General features: G+C 42.4%; 14 protein-coding genes. 7 read left to right on the top strand and 7 right to left on the bottom strand.

The window, feature by feature from the left end; translation table 11 throughout:
* The first annotated feature begins 198 nt into the window (after positions 1–198).
* From M3080_RS06195 to M3080_RS06180, 4 genes are all read left to right on the top strand, one after another.
* Entirely contained in the window at positions 199–1,536 is a 1,338-nt protein-coding gene (locus tag M3080_RS06195; RefSeq protein WP_249092336.1) for a toprim domain-containing protein, read from the top strand.
* Between the two features lie 131 nt (positions 1,537–1,667).
* Complete coding sequence (locus M3080_RS06190) at positions 1,668–2,051, top strand: transposase (protein WP_249092335.1); 384 nt, start codon at positions 1,668–1,670, stop codon at positions 2,049–2,051.
* Between the two features lie 30 nt (positions 2,052–2,081).
* Positions 2,082–2,837, top strand: a complete 756-nt coding sequence (locus M3080_RS06185; RefSeq protein WP_249092334.1) for an IS3 family transposase — start codon at positions 2,082–2,084, stop codon at positions 2,835–2,837.
* Positions 2,838–3,094: 257 nt separating this feature from the next.
* Positions 3,095–6,085 (top strand): autotransporter outer membrane beta-barrel domain-containing protein, encoded by a 2,991-nt coding sequence (locus M3080_RS06180; RefSeq protein ID WP_249092333.1) that lies wholly within the window; start codon positions 3,095–3,097, stop codon positions 6,083–6,085.
* Between the two features lie 336 nt (positions 6,086–6,421).
* On the opposite strand, the gene M3080_RS06175 is transcribed toward M3080_RS06180, so the two are convergent.
* Entirely contained in the window at positions 6,422–7,441 is a 1,020-nt protein-coding gene (locus tag M3080_RS06175) for a hypothetical protein (protein WP_249092332.1), read from the bottom strand.
* A gap of 280 nt (positions 7,442–7,721) precedes the next feature.
* Here M3080_RS06175 and M3080_RS06170 point away from each other — a divergent pair, with 280 nt between their 5' ends.
* Together M3080_RS06170 and M3080_RS06165 are read left to right on the top strand one after the other, a co-directional pair.
* The gene (locus M3080_RS06170; protein WP_249092331.1) at positions 7,722–8,705 is read left to right on the top strand and encodes a hypothetical protein; all 984 of its coding nucleotides are present in this window, start codon (positions 7,722–7,724) and stop codon (positions 8,703–8,705) included.
* A gap of 37 nt (positions 8,706–8,742) precedes the next feature.
* Positions 8,743–9,045, top strand: coding sequence for a hypothetical protein (locus M3080_RS06165; protein ID WP_249092330.1), 303 nt, complete (start codon positions 8,743–8,745; stop codon positions 9,043–9,045).
* Here M3080_RS06165 and M3080_RS06160 read toward each other — a convergent pair.
* From M3080_RS06160 to pepE, 5 genes are all read right to left on the bottom strand, one after another.
* Positions 9,032–9,529, bottom strand: coding sequence for a helix-turn-helix domain-containing protein (locus M3080_RS06160; RefSeq protein WP_249092329.1), 498 nt, complete (start codon positions 9,527–9,529; stop codon positions 9,032–9,034). The genes M3080_RS06165 and M3080_RS06160 overlap by 14 nt on opposite strands.
* A 179-nt stretch (positions 9,530–9,708) precedes the next feature.
* Positions 9,709–10,182: a hypothetical protein gene (locus M3080_RS06155; RefSeq protein WP_205050103.1), complete on the bottom strand. Its 474-nt coding sequence runs from the start codon at positions 10,180–10,182 to the stop codon at positions 9,709–9,711.
* A gap of 31 nt (positions 10,183–10,213) precedes the next feature.
* Positions 10,214–10,504, bottom strand: coding sequence for an HU family DNA-binding protein (locus tag M3080_RS06150; RefSeq protein WP_249092328.1), 291 nt, complete (start codon positions 10,502–10,504; stop codon positions 10,214–10,216).
* Positions 10,505–10,979: 475 nt separating this feature from the next.
* Positions 10,980–13,481, bottom strand: coding sequence for an autotransporter outer membrane beta-barrel domain-containing protein (locus tag M3080_RS06145; protein WP_249092327.1), 2,502 nt, complete (start codon positions 13,479–13,481; stop codon positions 10,980–10,982).
* A gap of 223 nt (positions 13,482–13,704) precedes the next feature.
* Positions 13,705–14,571 carry a dipeptidase PepE gene (pepE, locus tag M3080_RS06140; RefSeq protein WP_022472706.1) on the bottom strand — a complete coding sequence of 289 codons (867 nt, stop codon included), beginning with the start codon at positions 14,569–14,571 and terminating at the stop codon, positions 13,705–13,707.
* 732 nt (positions 14,572–15,303) lie between these two features.
* On the opposite strand from pepE, the gene M3080_RS06135 reads away from it, so the two are divergent.
* Positions 15,304–15,909: a hypothetical protein gene (locus M3080_RS06135; RefSeq protein ID WP_249092326.1), complete on the top strand. Its 606-nt coding sequence runs from the start codon at positions 15,304–15,306 to the stop codon at positions 15,907–15,909.
* Here the strand turns inward: M3080_RS06135 and M3080_RS06130 are convergent.
* A partial coding sequence (locus tag M3080_RS06130; RefSeq protein WP_249092325.1) for a hypothetical protein occupies positions 15,906–16,197 on the bottom strand: 292 nt, incomplete at its 5' end. The two genes, M3080_RS06135 and M3080_RS06130, sit on opposite strands and share 4 nt — an antisense overlap.

The raw sequence follows: 16,197 nt of genomic DNA, 5'->3' as shown, positions 1-16,197 counted from the left end.
TCTTGATACAATCCGCCCAGATATCTTTTTAAGCCAATTAAAAATTCTTGCAGTCCCTTGATTGCGCATCTTTATGCCTGTAAATGATGAAAACTTTCAGGTGCGTACTCACGCTTTAATGGTTCTTCTGAGTGATTAAAAATGAGTCAATGTCGTTCGCATTGCATCAATGAACACTTTTAAAACAAAATGAGGTTAATGACTATGAATCCAAATGTGATTGAAGAGGTCAAACGCCAAGCGTCTTATCGCTGGAAAGAAATCTTCCTGGCTCTGGCCCCTCAATTGCAGCCGGCGATTGAAAAAGCCGGACGCCACGTTCCTTGTCCTGTACATGGAGGTGTGGATGGATTTCGTCTTTTCCCTCACTACGAAGCACGTGGTGACGGCATTTGCAATACCTGTGGGCATTTCCCGGATGGTTTTGCGTTGCTGATGTGGGTTAACAACTGGAATTTTCCACAAACAGTACGCGAAGTCGGTCGAGTACTGGGAGTGAGAAATTTGGGTGGTGCCAGAATAGAACGTCCTGATAAGGAAGAGGAGTACACGGGCTGCATCAAAGTCCTGCACGATGCTCCTTATTTGAATAATCCTAAAAATGCTCAAAGTTTTACGGTGACTCTCCAATTGGAGAATCAAAAGACCGTAACGCTCTGGGGAATGGATTTGAAGACGGCGCTAGAAGGCATCAGAGCTCAGGCGGGTGATTGGGTGAATGTCAAACGGATTGGCAAACGTGCCATTAAGTTTGATGACAAGAGTTTTAATAAAACGATTTGGTCGGCCCACAAAGCCGATTCACCTGAGCAACGCGAGGCTAAAGCTCAAGCAGAAAAAGCGCAGCATGATAGGGCAGCTGAGCAAAAGAGGGGAGCCATATTAAAGATATGGAAAGACTCGTTGCCGTTGTCTACCAATCATGCGGCTATTCTTGCGGCCAGACGTTATCTCATGCGGCGATTTATTCTGCCGGCAAACGGCAAGGGATTGGAGAGCTTTGCTGTGCATCCTGGACTTTTTTATGCTGATGGTGAGAAAGTGTTGGGCACCTACCCGGCACTTATTTGCCGCGTCACCGATTGTGAAGGCAATTTGGTGACACTACACAGAACCTACTTAAGCTTTAACGGTTTTAAGGCCAAAGTGCCATCACCCAAAAAGTTAATGAGCGTGCCTGACGGCATGAGTATTAACGGGGCGGCAATCCGGTTAACTTCGGTAAAACCGGAGCTCGGCATTGCCGAGGGGCTGGAGACTGCATTATCGGTCATGCGGTTAACCGGTATGGCGTGTTGGTCTGTGATCAGTGCAAACGGGATGAGAACCTTTCAAGTTCCAGCTGGTGTCAAAAAAGTTCACATTTATGCGGACAAAGACACAAGCGGGGAGGGGGAGCGTGCAGCCGAGGACCTCAAGACTCGTTTGATGCAAGAGGGAATTAAGGTTTTGGTACATGTGCCAGAAATGGATATCCCTGAAGGCGTCAAAGGCGTTGACTTTAATGATGTTTTAGTCAAAAGACTCATCGGGTAGCTATTCAATCTTTATTCTATTCAGATCCCTCCGGCGGTAAGCCGGAGGATTTGAAAAGGGTGAAATAAGGTCGTAGTTTCGGAATTTTGATTCTCACTTTTTTAAAATACTTGACAGAAATGAGGATCAAAATGCACAAACGCTTTTCTGAAGAATTTAAAAAATCAGCCATCATCCGTGTCCAAAACGGAGAATCTCAACTGAGCGTTGCCAATAGTCTTGGGATCAGTTACAAAACACTCAATCGTTGGATCATTCAAGCCAAAGGGCAAATGCCTTCAGAGAATGTTTCCTTATCTGAAGAAAATGCTCGGTTACGCAAGGCTCTGAAAGAACGAGAAGCAGAAATTGCTTTTCTAAAAAAAAGCAGCGGCGTACTTCGCAAAGATGTCGTAACGAGGTACGCCTTCCTTGAACACTGCATTCGTTGTGCAGAAGTTGGTCGGCATGCTGCTTTGCCAGTCACCCGTGCTTGTCATTTGTTGGGCGTCAGCGTCAGCGGTTTTTATGCCTAGAGAAATAGTGATAAAGAGCATCGGTTTGGAGTGGTTCATACCGACGCTTTTATTCTTGAAACGCTCAAAGCAGAAATTAAAACCGTGACAAAAAGCTATGTCCCCGGCGTACTTGTTTGCTATCGATTGCTTAGGCAAAAGGGCATCAGTATTGATATAAAACGCCTACGTCGATTGATGAAAGCGGAGGGATTATTCCATCGTTTTCATCGAAAGTATGTTTGTACCACTGACAGTGAACACGATTTGCTCAAAGCGCCCAATTTGCCAGATAGGCGCTTTGATGAGTTTGGAATTAATCAAGCTTGGTGCGGTGATATTACTTATATTCCAACGGCTGAAGGTTGGCTGTATTTAGCCAGTGTGATTGATCTGGGGACGCGCAGATTGGTTGGCTATTGCTTTGATAAGCGCATGACCAAACAACTGGTTATCAATGCTTTAAAAAAGGCTTATGAGAATGAACAACCCGATGCAGGTTGTATTTTTCATAGCGATCAAGGCTCTCAATACTGTAGCCAAGCTTTTCAAGAAACACTGCAAGAATACCAATTACGAAGCTCAATGAGTCGACGTGCTCAATGTTGGGATAACGCTCCTGCAGAAGCTTTTTGGGCCACTGTAAAACGAGAAACATTGCCTTTAAACGGAAGCTTTAATTCACGAGAGGAGGCCAAGAGCCATGTGCAGGACTGGCTTTACTACTATAATGGACGTCGGCCTCATTCAAAATTGGGGATGAAATCGCCCAATGAGTACTACGTTCAGCTTCTGAACTCGATTTAATGAGGTTTCTATAGAGATTCAAAATTCCTGTTCTGCAACCCTATTCCAAATATGTTGTTTTTATACAAACTTGATCAATAGTTTGTCAGTCTAATTTTCTATGGAATTTCATAAAGATAGCTCGTTTCGAACCTTTTAAAAGAAAAGAATAATTCTGTTTTCAAAACTCCTCACTCTTTAAATTCAAAAAATAGTTGAGTTACAAAAATACTCAATCCTATAATAGCTTTGTACTTAACTCAAAAGGAGTCTTCTCCATGAAATCAAAACAAAAATATCAATTGGCACGGCTTTCTGCTATCGCTACGGCAGTGCTGATGACGAGTGTTTTTTCTACTACTAATGCTGCAACAGTAAAGTTAAATGGAACTTTATTTGTTAATGACCAAACTCAAGAATTTGGCGAGGGGGGAGTAATTAAAGACGATGTCAGCGTTTCTGCATCAATTGGTCAAATCACTGATGACATTAGAGTAGAAAAAGGAAAGAGCGGCGACTCATTATATGCGTATGGAGCTAAATTAACTGTTGAGGGCTCTAAGATTGACGTTGAGGGGGCAGCCGCAGCTGTATATGCAAATAAAGGCTCAGAGGTACTTATCGGTTCTTCCTCTACTGATTATGTGAGATTAGATGGGAAAGTCTATGGCGTTAGAAACGGAACGGATTCATCCCTAGTCGTTAATGCAAAAGAGATTAATATAGGAACCACGATAACAGATTTAAATAAAGACCTCATTTCTGTTTTTGGCCAAAATAATGGCCAGATTACCATAGGTCAAAATGCGCAAACCATAAAAATACAAACTCAAACGGCATCCACATCAACGTATAACCCACATGTAATATCAGGCATTAAAGCACTAGATGGTGCAAACATCACGCTTGGCAATTCCGAAGTAAATGATATTGATATAAAAACTATCTTTTCAAATAATGCGACGGGCATTTGGGCCGAAGGTAAGGAGTCTGCTCCAGACTCATCAATAGAAGCTGCTGCAAAATATATTTTCATTACGACAGAAGCTGGGCATCAAGCTAGTGGAATCTCTGCATTACATGGCGGTGACATTTCAATTGGAGCTGAAGACAGTCTCATTTCTCTGACAACAATTAGTACTGGTACACAAACTGAAGATGCACTCTCTAGTGCGAATGGCATTCAAGTCTATAGCAGTCTCGACAATCACTCCAGCTTGACAATGATTGGTACAAATATTACGTCCAATGCAACAGGAAATATCGAGGCGGTCGGTGCCTATATTGGTACAAATGGAACATTAAACATTGGAACGAAGGAAACGGATCAGGTTTTAATTAAGGCAATCAACACTCAATCAAATCCTTCCTCCAGAGCCTTCGGTATATGGGTTGATAATACTGCTGAATGGAAAAAGAACGGTGGTCAAGCAAACATCACCGGACAAAATGTTTCAATTTACGCTGAAGGTGGAACCGATACGAGAGCGATTCACGTCGCCAGTAATGACCTTGATCCAGCTAAACGTTCTAAGCTTTCCATCAAGGCCGACAATATCGTCATTGAAGCAAAGTCCACAAATGCTGAACGCAACTCGAGCGGTATTTCTGCCATGAGCGCAGGAGATGTATCAATCGAGGGTAATACCATCATTAACGCAGATAACGCCATTGTTGCTCGTGGAGACGCCTCTGTTGTTATCAATAAAGAAACTCAATCCACCACGCAAATTAATGGTGATATTTCTTTCAGTTACGATGAGGCCACTTCGGGCACAGGCGTTGACGCTACTGTTGACATAACATTATCCGGTGAAAATTCCTACCTTGAAGGCCAAAGCAAAATTACAGGCAATCCCCCGCAAGAGAAGTCTGACGTTAAAAACTTCTCTATGACAATGACCCAAGGCGGCACGTGGAAAGTAACCGGAGACAGTTTTGTTAACCACCTCAATCTGCAAGACGCAGGTTCCGTGTCGCTTCTCAAGGAAACGGGCACTTTCTCAGCCGACAATCTTTCCATGGACGGCGGCGTGATTCAAACCTCTTCTGCCGAACAAAAAGTGGAAGTGCAAACATTAAAGCTCAGTCAAAATGGCGGCACATTTAACGCTTCAAGCGTTGCCAATCAAGATGGCTCTATCTCCACCGCCACGCTTTCTGTCGGCTCTGTTGAAGAAGGCCAAGGCGGCGCTCTCAATGTTAACTATTCCGGCATCAATTCCGACCAAATCACTGAAGAAAATGTCTCCGACCTGCAAGCGGTTCAATTGGCTGAAACAGCCGATGGTATTGCCATGACTGAAGTGGTCGAAGAAGGCGACATTAACGGTAAATGGACAAGAACGACAACGGCTGATGGCCAAACGAATACGACACAAGCGGCCAACACCAAGCTTGCCGACTACAGTTCTGTCAACGCCATGAGCTTGGTCCAGTGGAGAAATGAAATCAATCACCTCACCAAACGTTTGGGCGAAGTTCGCGCTTCTGAGTCTGCGATTGGCGCCTGGGCTCGTGTTTATGGCGGTGAATCCGAATGGGGCTCCGGCGACGAAATCAGCATGGATCACACCACCATTCAGGTCGGCAGCGACTATCGCATCAATCCCAATTTGATTGTCGGCGGCGCCTTCTCCTATACAGACTCTGACGCGGATCTGGTCAATGGCAGCGCAGACGGCAAGTCTTACAGTCTTGCCGCTTATGCCACATACCTCACGAACACCGGCTCTTATTTGGACGTCATTGGTCGGTATGGTTATTTGAAGAATGATATTCATGCCGGCAACATGAAGCTTGACACGGACTCCAATGCCTTCAGTCTGTCCATGGAAGGCGGGCACACATTCCGTTTCTTGCAAGAACGTGCCTACATTGAACCTCAAGTCGAATTAACCTACGGCTTTATTTCCGGCGATAACGCTAAAGCGTCCAATCAAGTCAAAATCGAGCAAGATGACTATCAAAGCTTGATCACCAGACTCGGCGTTCGCGCCGGGATGAATTTCCCTGAAAAGGCGGGAACCGTCTATGCCACAGTTTCCTATTCGTATGATTTCTTGGGCGAAGCCGAAGGCAAAGCCATTAAGAACAACCTCACGAGCGATCTCAGCGAAGATCTCGGAGGCGGTTGGGTTACCTATGGCGTTGGCACCCAATTCCAATTAGGGAAACAAGCCTACGTTTACGGTGAACTGGAACGCACTTCCGGTGGCGATGTTGAAAACCCGTACCTCTTTAACGTCGGCTTGCGTTGGAATTTCTAACCTAGCTTACGTTAATTAACCGCAGCCGACTTCCTGTCTTTAGGAGGTCGGCTTTTTAACATTCAAAACTTTTCAGAAAAGGGATATTTTTCTTTATTTACGGTTTCTCAGCGGTAGTGAATTTTCTCGATTGAAAGAGTTTTTCACTTCGTCTTGAAATAGCTTAAAAGTCTTAATTTTTCATTTTGCTCTAAGGTAGACCATATGTGTGACTCCTTCAACTGTTCAAGACTAATTGGTTTGTCACCGTTTGCAACCCGAGATAAATAAGCAAAAGAAGTTCTTTTACCATTAGGTAGGTTAATAAAAGGTCTTTCTTTTGCGCTTTGTTTCCTATTAGTCATCTTTTATCCCATAGTAATTCAAAGAGCAATGCTCCCATTCTTCTTTTGATAAAACCCGTCCCATCAGAAAGGTTTCGCTGTAGATTACATCGCCTGGCGCAAATGCCTGCTTCTTTCCGGAGCAGTCTAATTCAGGTGTGTAAATGTTGAGTGGAATCATTTGGTCGTGGTCTTTGTCCAGGACTATCCAAGGGACGGTCAGCTTCCAAATGTTTTGCCCATAAGCTTTGATTTTTTCAGCAGCAATCACTTCAGCGATAATTTCATCGACACTTGAGTTTTTAGAACTCGGTGTGACTTTACAGAAGTTGGCTTTTCGAACAGTAACGTAGAACTCATTAGGATCAAAATCGGGGTGTTCTGCGAGGAAACGGGCCTTCTCTTCTTCGTAAAGATTGCCTTCTCGAATAATCATATCTTTGAGTTCAGTCTTTTGAATGAATATTGACAACCCAAATACCTCAAGCACATCGCTGCTGGGGAACATTCCGTCTTCATTTTGATGGAAATAGAAAAATGGTAATGTGCATGAATAGAACCGTTTTTTAATTTGTGAGCGAGAGGCTTTAAAGCGTAGTTCACAACAATTGGGATAGTTTTCACAATGACGGTAGCCTCGAGGTATAAACTGCAAATACGTACCAGGAAGCCAGGGCCAAATATTTAGATGTTCATCGATAAAGTCACCCTCTTTGCCCGTATAACCGAGATATTCAAGTAGGAGCTGCGGGCCTTCTTTGAAAGTTTTAAATTTGCCACATACTAAAGTTCTTAAGGCTATTTTATTTCCAGGCGTATTCCCATCCAAAATAACAAATCGAGAGGGTTCACAGGCGCTACCGAAAGTCTCTGAAGACTCCGTGATTTTTGGGAAAATTTGAGGAATCAAATATTGATATGGGATAGGTTTGAGCTTATTGGCTTTAATTTTTTGTTGTCGCTTACTGAGACGACTCTTCTTTTTTTGAATATAGAAATCGTGCAGGACAATAACAGGCATTTTGAGAGTCATGGTAGAAAACTCCTGTAAACTGTTTTTCTTATCAATATATCTAACAAACCGAACTTCTTTTTAAGATGTAGCTAATGCTTCTTTTTAATTAGGGTGGAATCATCAAAAAATTCTGAAAATTTCTTATTAACTAGTCTCAATATTTGATATGATCGATACGTTCCATGAAACGTCATTATGTATGAGATAATACTAAATTAATTCTCTCTCAGTTCACTCATTAAGGTTTTATAAGATGCCCAGTGACGAAAAAATGCTCTTATCCGGTGCGGCCGAATTCATGATTGAGTATGAAAAAAAAGCGGATGAGATTCGCTCCAAATATCCTAACTGCATCGTGGTGAGAGGATTGCAAGATTTTCAAACATATCTTTCTGAATATCGTATGTGTGGCCAAGATGTTTTGGAAGTTTTTCCCTGGAGCAAGAACTCTTTTATCAGAACGGCTCATGGGGTTTTGCCATTTATTTTTGTTAATCGCACAGCAAGAGATTTTTTTTCAAAAGAACTTGACTCATTGAGTGTCTATGGGAAGCGAGCTTCGAAACTTTATAGCGCCAGGGACTTGGTAACTTATTTTCGAGATAATCTAAAAAGTACGTTGCACTCGGTTTTGGTTCCTGTTTCCCTTTTCGTCAATGATATTGAGGCGTTTAGACATGACTTTATTGAAGAGAAGCATTACTGGTTAGGGGAGAAGAACAGTAAAAAGAGAATTGTGCCCATTACAAATCATTGGGAAAGTGTAGCTAAACACATAGCGCCTAACGTATTGGTTGAAGTGCTTGAGTGGGAAAATGACTTGGAAGATCTGAAGCAAAAGCAGCAGAAATCTTCGGTGACGCGCGTGACCTTGCCGGGATTAGAGACTTTTTTACCTGAAAAGCTTCTTCCACGTTTTCTTTCTCCAAAAGAAGTGGCGATGAGGAACGACTGTGCAGCGACTACGAGCGGTCAGGCAATTATTCAAAGACGAGGATGGGTGCGTCATGAACTGACAACACCTTGTGGAGCACTGTATGGCTACACACCCGGACCATTATTGGGACAATCTAAACATTGGCCGGACTACCATTTGGGGGCAACCGTTATTATGCTGGCTCATAGAGCAGAGAAGTTAGTGGGGACACAAGCACTCAAGCACGCCAGGCACTGGAATATTCCTCGAGAACTCATTATTCGGCAATGGGACTCGTTTAAAGCAGATGCATTCCAACCTTTATCGGATATGGAATTTTTGCATCCTTTAAAAAATCAAAAATAATATTTTTAGTTTTACTAACTCTAAAAAGAGGGGAAATATGCCTGAAATTGTCTTCTTGGATCATTCGACTGCTAACGATCAACAATACATTGAAAACTTACAAAGGGAAGGTAAAGAGGTACGGTTGCATTGTTTGGTACTTGAACAAAACCATTACGAAGACTTTTATCGCGGAACCAAAGAAGAGTGTTGGCAAGAAGCTAAGAGAAATCCCCCTTATGACGCCATTTTAGAATTTGCCATTTACCAGGGGCGAACAAATTTAAAGACGATCTACTATCTTAATGACAACTATGACATTGCTCTGGTTGAAAGAGCAGAAGAAGTCACAATCCTTTGAGATTGTTAAACGATATATCCTTTTTAAGCCAATTATTTAGGGTGGCAACTGAAATACCATTTGATATGCAAAAGGCTTTCTTGGAAAGCGTCGTTTTGGCGTAATCATTCAATATTTTTATTCTTTCTTCGACTGGGATGTGTTTTGAGGCTTTTTTAGTGCCATCAAAGAAAGCTAGCTGTTCATGACGGTACTGCAAATACCAATATTTAATCTTGGATGGTGGCATCTTTAATTTAGCAGCGACTTTTTTATATCCCAGTCCTTCCCTAAACATCATCAATGCTTCTTGCCGAAGCTTGAATTCATCATCGTCAAATGAAGCCCAGGAGTTGTCATGCTTAAAATAAAGGGCACGCCAATTTTTCACTGTTTGAATTGGGAAGCCTAATTTTGTTGAGACTGCGGTGGCGCTTAACCCTGCTCGAAAACAGGCTAAGACAATTTGCTTTTCTTGCTTGGTGTAAATACTTTTAGTTCCCATTCACGTCTCGATTATTCAACACAAGCGAATTAACTTGCTTGATTTATCTGAGAATCAAGCCTTCATTTTTATTTTAGGTCGGCTTTGTTATTTAGTCGACAATTGAATTTAAGAGGTCTACTTAGATATGACTAGTGAATAATTGGGTAATGTCAAAATCCTAATTAGAACTAGGCGACTTAATGTTTATATTGTTTTGCCCACTGTTGAAGTTTTCTGATTTCGGCGTCGTAAGCGTTGCGTTCGAAGTGAAATTCAAGACCACCGTAAGTGTATGACATATGCTCATGCTCAAAGTCGTGCCAGACTACTTCATGTTCGCTCTTACGTACTTTTACTCTTATGCCCCAGCATCCTTCTTCGCCGCAACCGGCACAGCAACAGACCGAAGCGCCATATGAATCAGCATAATCTGATTCCAGTTGGTCGACTATGTAAACTCCATTGTGACCGTACTCGTTTGCTGGATTTGTAGGAGTGAGGACTCCTTTTTCTTTATCTTCTAGTTCGACTAAAAGAGCATTAAGTTCATTATCGTTAACAAAGATTTTGACTGAATGCCAGTTGCGTTTATCAAACTCTACAGCCCAAGTTTCTTTTGCTTCATAGGGATCGAAGATCTCAAAGCGAAGTGTATCGTAATGTTTTTCCATAGAGTCGAATAGATCGAATAGTCGGTAATGGTTATTTATTTAATTTGTACATAATGTGTTTTGAACACTTAAAGAGTACTTTATTAGATGGCGACACTTCAACAGAAGCCCCAGTTCTGGGATTCCGCCCGACTTTACCTTGAACCTCTCTGATATTAAATGTTCCGAAACCTCGAATCTCAATACGATGGCCTGAACCTAAAAAGGCTAACATAGCTTCCAATAACTCATTAGTTGCATCACTGACTTCAATATAGCGCTTTTTAGGAAATCTGGCTGCCAGCTTATCTATTAATTCGGATTTAATTACGGTTTCAGTCATTTCTATTACCTAAATGAAATAGGTAGAAAATTCTAACGAAGTTTATAAGGGAAAGTGAAAGGGATTTTGTTACCTGAAGAGCTAATGCGCCGTTGGGGCTGAGAATTCTCAGATGATGGGACAATCCGTTTTATAAGAATTTCCAGTTGCTTGTTAGATGACGATTATTTCCATTTCAATAATAAAAGCGATTACGTACATCCCAAACAGAAGCTTTTCCTGTTAATTCATATGAAAAATAGGAGTATTCATTATGTGGGTTGAGCAGATTTGATCGAGCAATTGATCAAAAGCAACTTCATTCAGGCTCTAACGAAATTTCTACCAATTATTTAAAAGAAAGTGAGAATCAAAATTCCGAAACTACGACCTTATTTCACAAAAAAATATTGTTTTTCAAATCTGAATGAGAAACTAAAAAGTGCCGAGAACAGAGCATCCTCGACACTTTTCCTGGTTAATAAGTATTTATGCTTTAAAAGACGTAACGAATACCGGCATTGAGCATGTAGTTAGTAGAAACGTCTCCTCCCGTTGTGCGGTCAGCATTACCCCAAACAGACAAGCTGTCTGTGACATTAAATTGCATACCAACACCGTAGCTCACCCATGTACCGCCTAAATCGACGTACATGTCATCGACAGCGATACCGTTACTTGCCTTGCCGTCAATTTCACCTAAGAAGTCGTGATTAACAGAAACTCTGGCAAAAATCTTGCCGGCGTCCTTCGGGAAGTTAAAACCAACTCTTGAGCCAAGACTTGCAATCAAAGCATCAAAATTGTCTTGCTCAACTTTAACGCCGTTGCTTGCCTTATAGTCGTCCCCCATCACATAAGCGTATTGCAACCCGAATGTCGGTTCGACAAAAGCTTGTTGAGCAAAGTTAAATCTAAAACCAACATTACCGCCCACACTGAAGGCGTTGTTGTCGTAGGAGGAATCCATATTGCCGCTCTTTGCATCGGTCGAGAGACGACCATAACGAGCCAAGCCGTTAACAAAGAGACCTGAATCAAAACGACGTTCACCATAAAGAGACAATGTATAGGCATCCGTGTCGGCTGAACCACGAACTAAATCAGCATCACCATTCATGTATGAGAAGGCAGCACCAATAACCCAATTTCCAACGGCGGTATCCGCACCCACTTGGATTGTCGTCGTCTTCAAATCGGTTTTATCTTCATATGAACTTTCGCCACCATATACCTGAGCCCAGGCACCATAAGCGTGGGAGTGATCACGCAGGTACTCCATGCGCTGATTCGTGTAAGCCACTTCATCGCGCCATGCGGCAAATGCAACAGCATTCAGTCCTCTCATGGATGCAAGCTTTGTATTTTCGCGTGCGATAACTTCGCCATTGGCACCCACTTGCCAAGAACCTAATATGTCACTTTCTTCGCCCGCCAAAATCACGTCAGTTAAAGTTCCAGCTTCATTGCCGATTGTGATACTGTCGCCCAAGGCTTTAGCAGCGTCCTGAACAGAAGCAAATTGGTTACCTAATCTCGAAGAGGCAACAACATTAAGTTCATTCCCTGTCAGCACATCAATATCGATGGTATCTTCTGCAGTCGAACTTAAACGAACCGTACCTTTCATGCTGTTAAATTTCTCAGCTTGTAAAGTATTGCCTTCGGCTAAATCAATCGTTGCGTTTTTGACATCAATACTTGAGCTGCCTTCAGAGGTGACATTGCCATCAATAGTGGTTGTACCATTAGCAAATCTAACTTCTGAGCCACCCGTTAACTTGACATCACCGGTTAAAGAATTGCTAGCGCCATTAAGACCTAAACTTCCTCCGTTCACAGACAATGAATAAGCCGTTCCATTTTCACCCGCTGTTGCTACAACATTCATATTGTTGTTAACGTCTACCGTTGTTTCACCATCCATATAGATACCGTAGGCTTCACCTTTTTCTGTACTGACAGAGATGTTTGATACGCCATCCATTTTTAAAATGACATTGGTTTTGTCTTCTGGAGTTTCATCGGGCACATATTCAACTGAAATACCGGCCGCTCGTCCGGATTGACTGCTTACAGTGGCATTAAAGTTATTGATTATGCCGGCGGCATCATTCCAATTTTGACCGTTCACTGTAGTAGCAAAATAGTTGGTAACTGCCAAACCCGTAGCATTTCCTGCGTTAGCGGAAACCGTCGCATTGATAGTTCCTTTAAAAACCAACGAACCACCCTCTAGTTTCACGGCTGTTACAGGTGAAGCACCCCACCAATTTCCGTTGTAATCAGAATTTGAGTGATCTTTAAACTTACCAGTTTCATGGCTTCCACTTGATACCATGTTCACATTCATGACCGTGTTTGCAGAACCTTCGACTTCAGCTCCTGACACATCAAGTCCAATGGATTCACTATAGTTAGTTTCGTCTCTATCCGTTGCCGTTTCGACATTGATATTCACCTGAGAACCTGTCAAAGAAAGCTTACCGGCAGACGCAGCAATACCATAAGCACTCTTACCATTAGTGTTGGTGGTCTTGACTGTAATATTTGTTGTATCAGCGGAAATCACGGTAGAGGCGTTACTACTACCAAGATAAATGGCATCAACCATATTATTTCCGCCACCCGCAATATCTGTGGTAATCGATAAGTTGAGACTAGAACCACCAAACTCTACATTTGAAGTTCCCAATATATCGATCACAGACAATTGAGGCTCGGGAGAATTCGAAGTGCTATTAAGGGTAAGATCCGCAGTGAAATTATTCAATTGACCACTTGCAGCACCTTGTACAGTCAGATATGTGTATACACCAGGGGCTGAGGTTGAGGCTGAGGCTTCATCTTGATTAATGACAACGGTTGTTTCCTTAAAATCCGGAACCTCTCCAGAGTTCCAATCCAAAGTTGGTGCTTGAGCAAATGAAGGAGCAATCCAACAGGCTAAAACAGCAGCTGCACAGAGAGAGGGAGTAAATAATTTAAATTGAGACATTTAGGCTCTCCTAATAATCAAAAGTCAAGCTGATTATGCCCCCTCCCTAATTTTGCAACTTGACGGCTATCAATATCGCGATAAAAACTTGTTTTTAATAATTTATCTGCTATTTTCCTGTTGTTAAAAAACAAAATTGAGACTCAGAAAAAGCTAGAGCCCCGGAGTACTCCGAGGCCCTGGCAAAACTTCCTATCAGGAAAGTTGGATCGTCTTCAATAGATTAAATCTTTCCACCCGGAACAATCTTACGAACGTCGAACTTCGTACCTAACGGGATACGTTCCAGCTTCATGCCCTTCGGTGCTTGACGGAACCAGTAGAGGGCTTCGCTGTCCTTCGGACCGATCACTTCGCAGTCGTACTCACCCGTCACAAACAAGGCCGTACCTTCAGGCAAGCCGATCACTTCTTCGTCCTTGTTGTACCACAAGAATTCTTCGAGACGGTCTTCACGGGTTTCGTTATTCAAACCTTGCGTACCACCGGAGATAAAGTGCGGATTGGTTTGGAACGGGATAAAGCCGAATGTATTAAAGGACGGCGGTTCGGCGATCGGCATATCGTTTGTCGTACGCAACGTCGGGCAAGCCACGTTACCACCGGCAGACCAGCCGCAGTACGGCACGCCGGCGTTGACGCGTTCGCGGATCAATTCAATGATGCCGGCTTCATACATGCGTGTTACGAGAGCCCACGTGTTGCCGCCACCGACAGCAATAGCCTTGGCTTCACGGACAGCCTTCTTCGGATCCTTAAAGCGATGGATACCGACGATCTTGTGACCATAGGGCTTGAAGGCATCTTGCACTTGCTTTTCATAGTCGTCGTACGTACCGGCAACTTTGGCATACGGGATGAAAAGGATTTCATACTTTTCTTTACCGAAGAGACGTTCGTATTGGTCACCGGCGAAATCAAGGTAGCCGGAATTGTGATAGCGCGAGCTCGATTGAATCAAAACACGGCGCTTCGGGCTAACCTTCATTGGTTTGAGGGGTGTTTTTTGCTTGGCTTGTGCAACTCCACTCACCAAAGCAGCAGCTCCCAAAATAGTGGCTGAGAGCATATCGCGACGAGATACTGTCATGTCTGTCTCCTTTCTAGGTAATTCATCGTAGTATGAATTGCTTAGATGAGCATACTCCCTTATTTTTTTATTTTGTCGCTTCAATTGTTACAACTTATTTGTGAACATAACACTTTTATTTTAATTAATCATATCAATTCGATATTACCCTATTATCGTTTACCACTAGATTAGCCAAAATATGAAAAATAAGCTATTTACCTTAGATAAATACTCCTATCGAAGTAATAAAAATAAGCGTAATATCCTCTCGTTGCTTAGAGATGGACAGCTTCCCTTTACCGGTTCCATAGATGGACAGTAGTGATTTTTTTTGAGTTCCCGTAAAGGACCTAGACGGTATTCTGATGAAAAGAGGCTGGAGGTGATAGATCGTTTCATGATTTGGACGGGATCTAAGAAACGCTTTTGTAGTCAGGAAGGCTTGAGCGTGGGGACGCTCAATCGCTGGTTGGCTGAAAAAGGAATCCAAACTAAATAAAAGCCTATTGAATCATTAGGATCCGTTTAAAACACACTAAAATTAAACCAAGTACCCACAGGGTTATCCACATAAATTGTGGATTATTAAAGGCAATGAAGTTTGGTCGGTTAAACGGTAAAAGAGTCAAGCCAGAACCCCATTTAAAAGGGGTTCTTTGTCCCAAATGCAACACGGAATTAGTTGCAAAGTGCGGAAAAATTTGCGCTTTCCATTGGGCACATAAGAACAAGTTGCAATGCGATGATTGGATGGATAACGATAGCGAATGGCGTGACAGTTGGCTCAATGAATTTGAGGAGAATTGGCAAGAAGTTCTAATCGAGCGAGCTGGAGAGCAACACTTTGCAGATATTCAAACAGAAAAGAAAACCATTATTCTATTGCACCAATCTCGACTAACTCCCGAAATTATTAGCGAACGAGAAGACTTCTACCAGACACCCATTTGGATTTTCAATGCCGGATTACATAAACGAGACGTTTTGCACTTTTTAAAAGCCTTTGAAAAAGGTTGGATACACTCCCCGAAAATTCAAAACAGCAAAAATCCCTTCCTGATGATTAGCGAATTTCATATTGAGAAGGTCTTCAGGAAAGAGTGGTTATCAGCCAGGTTTCCGGTCTTTTTAGATTACTTAACAGCAAAAGATGTCCAGGGAAAACCGTTTTCAGAAAAACTCAATGAAATCTGGTACATAACACCGTTTGCAGTGCAAAATTTTAGAATTTTGTACCATTATTCTAAAAAGGATCTTGTGGAAACACTCCAGAATCGCATCGGACTATCGTTGGAGCAAATGCAAGAAAAGTCCATTCAATTTGAGAAAAACTCTCAAAACAACTTTAGCATTTAGTAAAAAAGCCCATTTTTAGAATACTCGTTAGTTCCGTCAATCAATATCGGGTGACAGACGCGAAGCGCTTTTTTGCCCGGTTGTTTTGCCTTATCGGTTTTTTTCACCATCGCATTACTTAAAACAGTGGCCCGATATTTAAGAGCGCTTGCGTAATGTTTGAGATCTTCAGGTTGAATGTCCCCAATATCCACCGTGTCGCACTCAAACTTTTTGTGAGTCGTGTGTCCGGTCACAAGCATTTGCGCCTCTAACAAATAACGATCCAATTGCTCCAGGACGAAATCC

Origin of the sequence: Parasutterella secunda, from assembly GCF_023336895.1 — a bacterium.
Classification (GTDB): Bacteria; Pseudomonadota; Gammaproteobacteria; order Burkholderiales; family Burkholderiaceae_F; genus Aphodousia; species Aphodousia faecalis.
This window is presented reverse-complemented; position numbering and strand designations above follow the sequence as displayed.

Bases quoted from the DNA above. Each gene is read 5' to 3' on its own strand.
- M3080_RS06195 (WP_249092336.1), top strand. From the start codon at position 199: ATGACTATGAATCCAAATGTGATTGAAGAGGTCAAACGCCAAGCGTCT.
- M3080_RS06190 (WP_249092335.1), top strand. From the start codon at position 1,668: ATGCACAAACGCTTTTCTGAAGAATTTAAAAAATCAGCCATCATCCGT.
- M3080_RS06180 (WP_249092333.1), top strand. From the start codon at position 3,095: ATGAAATCAAAACAAAAATATCAATTGGCACGGCTTTCTGCTATCGCT.
- M3080_RS06175 (WP_249092332.1), bottom strand. From the start codon at position 7,441: ATGACTCTCAAAATGCCTGTTATTGTCCTGCACGATTTCTATATTCAA.
- M3080_RS06170 (WP_249092331.1), top strand. From the start codon at position 7,722: ATGATTGAGTATGAAAAAAAAGCGGATGAGATTCGCTCCAAATATCCT.
- M3080_RS06165 (WP_249092330.1), top strand. From the start codon at position 8,743: ATGCCTGAAATTGTCTTCTTGGATCATTCGACTGCTAACGATCAACAA.
- M3080_RS06160 (WP_249092329.1), bottom strand. From the start codon at position 9,529: ATGGGAACTAAAAGTATTTACACCAAGCAAGAAAAGCAAATTGTCTTA.
- M3080_RS06155 (WP_205050103.1), bottom strand. From the start codon at position 10,182: ATGGAAAAACATTACGATACACTTCGCTTTGAGATCTTCGATCCCTAT.
- M3080_RS06150 (WP_249092328.1), bottom strand. From the start codon at position 10,504: ATGACTGAAACCGTAATTAAATCCGAATTAATAGATAAGCTGGCAGCC.
- M3080_RS06145 (WP_249092327.1), bottom strand. From the start codon at position 13,481: ATGTCTCAATTTAAATTATTTACTCCCTCTCTCTGTGCAGCTGCTGTT.
- pepE (WP_022472706.1), bottom strand. From the start codon at position 14,571: ATGACAGTATCTCGTCGCGATATGCTCTCAGCCACTATTTTGGGAGCT.
- M3080_RS06135 (WP_249092326.1), top strand. From the start codon at position 15,304: ATGGATAACGATAGCGAATGGCGTGACAGTTGGCTCAATGAATTTGAG.